This window comes from Nostoc sp. CHAB 5715, from assembly GCF_020829685.1.
Taxonomy (GTDB): domain Bacteria; phylum Cyanobacteriota; class Cyanobacteriia; order Cyanobacteriales; family Nostocaceae; genus Nostoc.
Window position 1 is genome coordinate 1 of sequence record NZ_JAIVFR010000801.1, and the last position, 3,546, is coordinate 3,546.

Annotated in this window: 3 protein-coding genes and 2 pseudogenes; 4 read left to right on the top strand and 1 reads right to left on the bottom strand. The window is 41.0% G+C overall.

What is annotated here, in order from left to right; genetic code table 11:
- Together LC574_RS31515 and LC574_RS31520 are read left to right on the top strand one after the other, a co-directional pair.
- Nucleotides 1–202 (top strand): annotated as a pseudogene (locus LC574_RS31515) (hypothetical protein); the annotation flags it as partial.
- 45 nt (nucleotides 203–247) lie between these two features.
- Nucleotides 248–349, top strand: a pseudogene (locus LC574_RS31520) (mobilization protein); the annotation flags it as partial.
- Here LC574_RS31520 and LC574_RS31525 read toward each other — a convergent pair.
- The gene (locus LC574_RS31525) at nucleotides 346–930 is read right to left on the bottom strand and encodes a primosomal protein (RefSeq protein ID WP_229457502.1); all 585 of its coding nucleotides are present in this window, start codon (nucleotides 928–930) and stop codon (nucleotides 346–348) included. The pseudogene LC574_RS31520 and the gene LC574_RS31525 sit on opposite strands and share 4 nt — an antisense overlap.
- 305 nt (nucleotides 931–1,235) lie before the next feature.
- Between LC574_RS31525 and LC574_RS31530 the strand changes: the two genes are divergently transcribed.
- A complete protein-coding gene (locus tag LC574_RS31530) occupies nucleotides 1,236–2,870 on the top strand; it encodes an ATP-binding protein (protein ID WP_229457503.1) in 1,635 nt (544 codons plus the stop codon).
- A gap of 181 nt (nucleotides 2,871–3,051) precedes the next feature.
- On the top strand, nucleotides 3,052–3,546 hold a 495-nt coding region (locus tag LC574_RS31535), incomplete at its 3' end, for a ParA family protein (protein ID WP_229457504.1).

Consider the following 3,546-nt stretch of genomic DNA (forward strand, 5'->3'; position numbering starts at 1 on the left):
TACTATGTTCGGTCTAGAAATTGGTAATAGCGGTGGTATTGATGATGAAAATGATCGTAATGCTAGCGCTAAAGCTAAAAGTAAAAGCAATGGCAGTAGTAATAGTGACAACCAGCCAAAACACAAAATAGATTCTGATTCTTTCATTCCTGGTGAGGGGTCTTTCTATGATGAAACAGATGATATGTTTGAGAATATTTAAGTATTTATTAATGCACATTTAGTCAAATCAGAAAGGAGATTTAAGATGGCAGCAATTCACTTCATGGATGGTGAAAAAGGTGGAGTTGGCAAGTCTTTGTTTGCACGGGTTATGGTGCAATACTGCATTGACAATAAACTCTCTTATGAATCGTCAAGTTCATCTTCAATATCCTCCTCATCTTCATCCAGTTCTTCGTCTAGTTCATCATCTAAATCGTCAAGTTCTTCCTCTTCTTGTTCTTGGAAAGAATTACGACGTTCCAGAGATGCGCGATTGAATTCCACTAAATCTGCTATTGCTTGCTCTGGGTCAGTGCTGATAGTGTCATACAGCATACTCATGAAAATTGCCACTACTTCTGGTGCATATTTGAGTGCATCTGGTTGTCCAAACAATTTAGTAAATAATTTGGTATTCCATTTTTGCCAATCAAACTTTTTGTTACCACCTTTCTTTTTGACCTGAGCAGCAATATCAAGTCCGAGTTTTTCACGCGCTGCATGACCGATTTTAGTTGAAACACGCGAATCCCGTAGTTGTAATTTAACGCCATATTCTTTGAAGATTAGGTTCCGCAATTCCTTCAACAATGCTAATGCCTCTTCTTGTGGTGAAGCATTCGCTACCTTTGATTTAGTTGTAGCGGATGTGCCATTGGTTTTGGCAGATGTTTTAGCATTAGCTGCGTTGCGATTATTATTGGTTCTAGCTTTAGCGATAGCCATTTTACAGCTTCCTTTAATGAAGTAAATTTTTCACCTCCTTGCCGCAATCGCGGCTTTCACATCCATTTCATTTCAATTTCATTTTTTTGCGATTTCAAACCTGTCTTTGCTGCGACAAATTTATGCTTTTAAGAGATAAAGAAGCGGACTAGGAGCAGTTTCCGAAATTAACACTGTACTGGAGGTGATCGCTCTTTTTCACACAAGAAATATAGCCAACCCGTTAGTAATAATTATCCGTGTGGCTAAAGCATCAGTAATAAATTTGCTCTAAAAGGGGAAAGTAAGTTGTTGAAGTCAAATTTATGAAGTTGACAGACTGGCCTGCTCTGGCTGACCAAAATACTCCAATTGTGGCTGTGGAGTATCATACGCCTGACAGAATGCAGATATTACAGCAGTTTTACCATTGGGGTGAAGAACGTTCTTTGTCAGTCTTTGTCTGGAATCCTGGTTACTGTGGACTACAGCAATTAATTCAGCATCAAGGTCAGTACATCTTACAGTCAACTGACAGGGGTAAAGACGGGGACATTATTCAGTATCTTCTGGAGGAATATCAACCAGGCATTTATTTACTGGAGGGAGTTCTAAATGAGGGTGATGGTAGCAAAATAAGTCAAAAATTTAGCTATCAATTACTCAATGCCTGTCATCAAGCTCTCTGGAGTCAGCAACGTCATTACTGGGTGTTATTGGAAACTTACGTTCAACTACCTCTAGAATTACAGCCTTTTATTCCTATACTGTCAAATCCACTTCCAGACCAACAGCAGGTACAGATAGTTGTGGAGCAGTTTTGTGATGCCTGGGTTGGAAGTAGTCATCCCCAGCTTCAGCAGTTTGAGGGGTGCGATCGCCTACGGCACAGCGCAGCCGATCGCAATTCTTGGTTAAAGACAAGAGAAAAAACATCAGCACTGCAATTGCTCTTTCGTGCCTGTCAGGGTTTACCCATAGGCGAGATAAATATGCTACTACAGCAATGTCTGGGTTTTGCAGAGCAGCTTGAGGAAATCGCCCAATTAGTGCTAGAGCATAAAGTTAGCAAACTGCGGGGTCGGGGTTTAGAGTACATTGCTCAACCGGATGTACCTTCAGCCGGGGGATTAGATTTATTGGAGAAAAGGTTGGAAACTATTACCTGTCTACTTCAACCTAAAGCAAAGCAATATGGATTGAAGTTTCCCACTGGGATGCTCTTATGGGGGCCACCGGGTACGGGTAAAAGTCTCTCTGCCAAGTTAGCAGCTAAGAAAATGGGATTACCATTGTTAGCAGCTAATTGGGGTGTACTACTGGGTGATTCTCATCCCGACAGAGCATTAAAGGAGTTTATTGCTTTGGTGACTTCCCTTGCTCCCTGTGTACTTTATTGGGATGACTTTGATAAAGGCTTTGCTGGCTGGGACTCCAATGCAGATGGAGGTGTGGCACGGCGGCTATCTGCGGCTTTGTTGACTTGGATGCAAGAGCATCAAGAGCCTGTTTATACCATTGCTACTGTCAATCGCTTGTCAATGCTACCTGCGGAGTTAGTTCGCCGTTTTGATGATATCTTTTTTGTGGATTTACCCCATGAAGGGGCAAGATATGAAGTTTTCAATCTACATCTAGCTAAGTATTTTCCAGTATTTCGAGACAATAACTCACCTTGGAGCGATGACCAATGGCGTAGACTCTTGGCTGAATATCGCATTTGCAGTCCAGCAGAAATTGGTAATGCAGTCCGTCGTTGTGCTGAAGAGGCTTTTTATCAAGGTAGACCAGAGCAAATTGAGTTTGAGGATTTGCTGAAACAGCGACAAGAATTTACACCAGCTATGGAGCGAGAGTCAGAACAGATACAGGCAATTCGCAATCAGGCTATTTATGCTAAACCTGTAGCTAGTCTGGATGTTTCTCGATTTGCTTATCAGCACCGGGAGTTATTTGGATAATCAATTTGGTGACAAAAAAATGAGTGAGAGGCTCGTCCACCACAGATAAATTATGAGGCTCCTCGACTCGTTAAAAAGCCTAGCCTCAGTTAGCCAAATGTAATTTTTGAAATTCAGCTTGTGTCGGATTTTAAAATCCGACAAACATAAGATATACTGCGACTAAGTTGGAGTAATTTTTATGAAACAGATAGTTCTCGCACTCCTGGCTAATGCTGGTGGAGTAGGTAAGTCTACCATTAGCACACATATTGCCTATGAAGTAAGTAAGCGGGGTTATACAGTAGCTATGTTAGATTTAGACCCCCAACGTTCATTGGATGTGTTTTGTGGTTTGTCACCAGCCGAAGCAAATTTAACTACAGTAGAGTTACTTTCTAAGGATTTTAAAGGCGATTGGTCATTAGTACCAGTTTGGGATTCCAAAGTTGAGGTGTGTCAAGGACATCCCTTGTTGGATGAAATAGCTAATGAATTGGTGATCAGAAAACGTGGAGAATACAGTTTAGCGGACAAACTAAATAAATATTCATTACCTCATAACTTAATTATTTTAGACTGTCCTGCAACTTTGGGTATGCTAAATGTCAATGCTTTAGCTGCTGCTACTCATGTTTTAGTTCCAGTACAGTTAGAAATGAAAGCTATTTCTGGTTCGGCAGAGTTAGTTGAATGG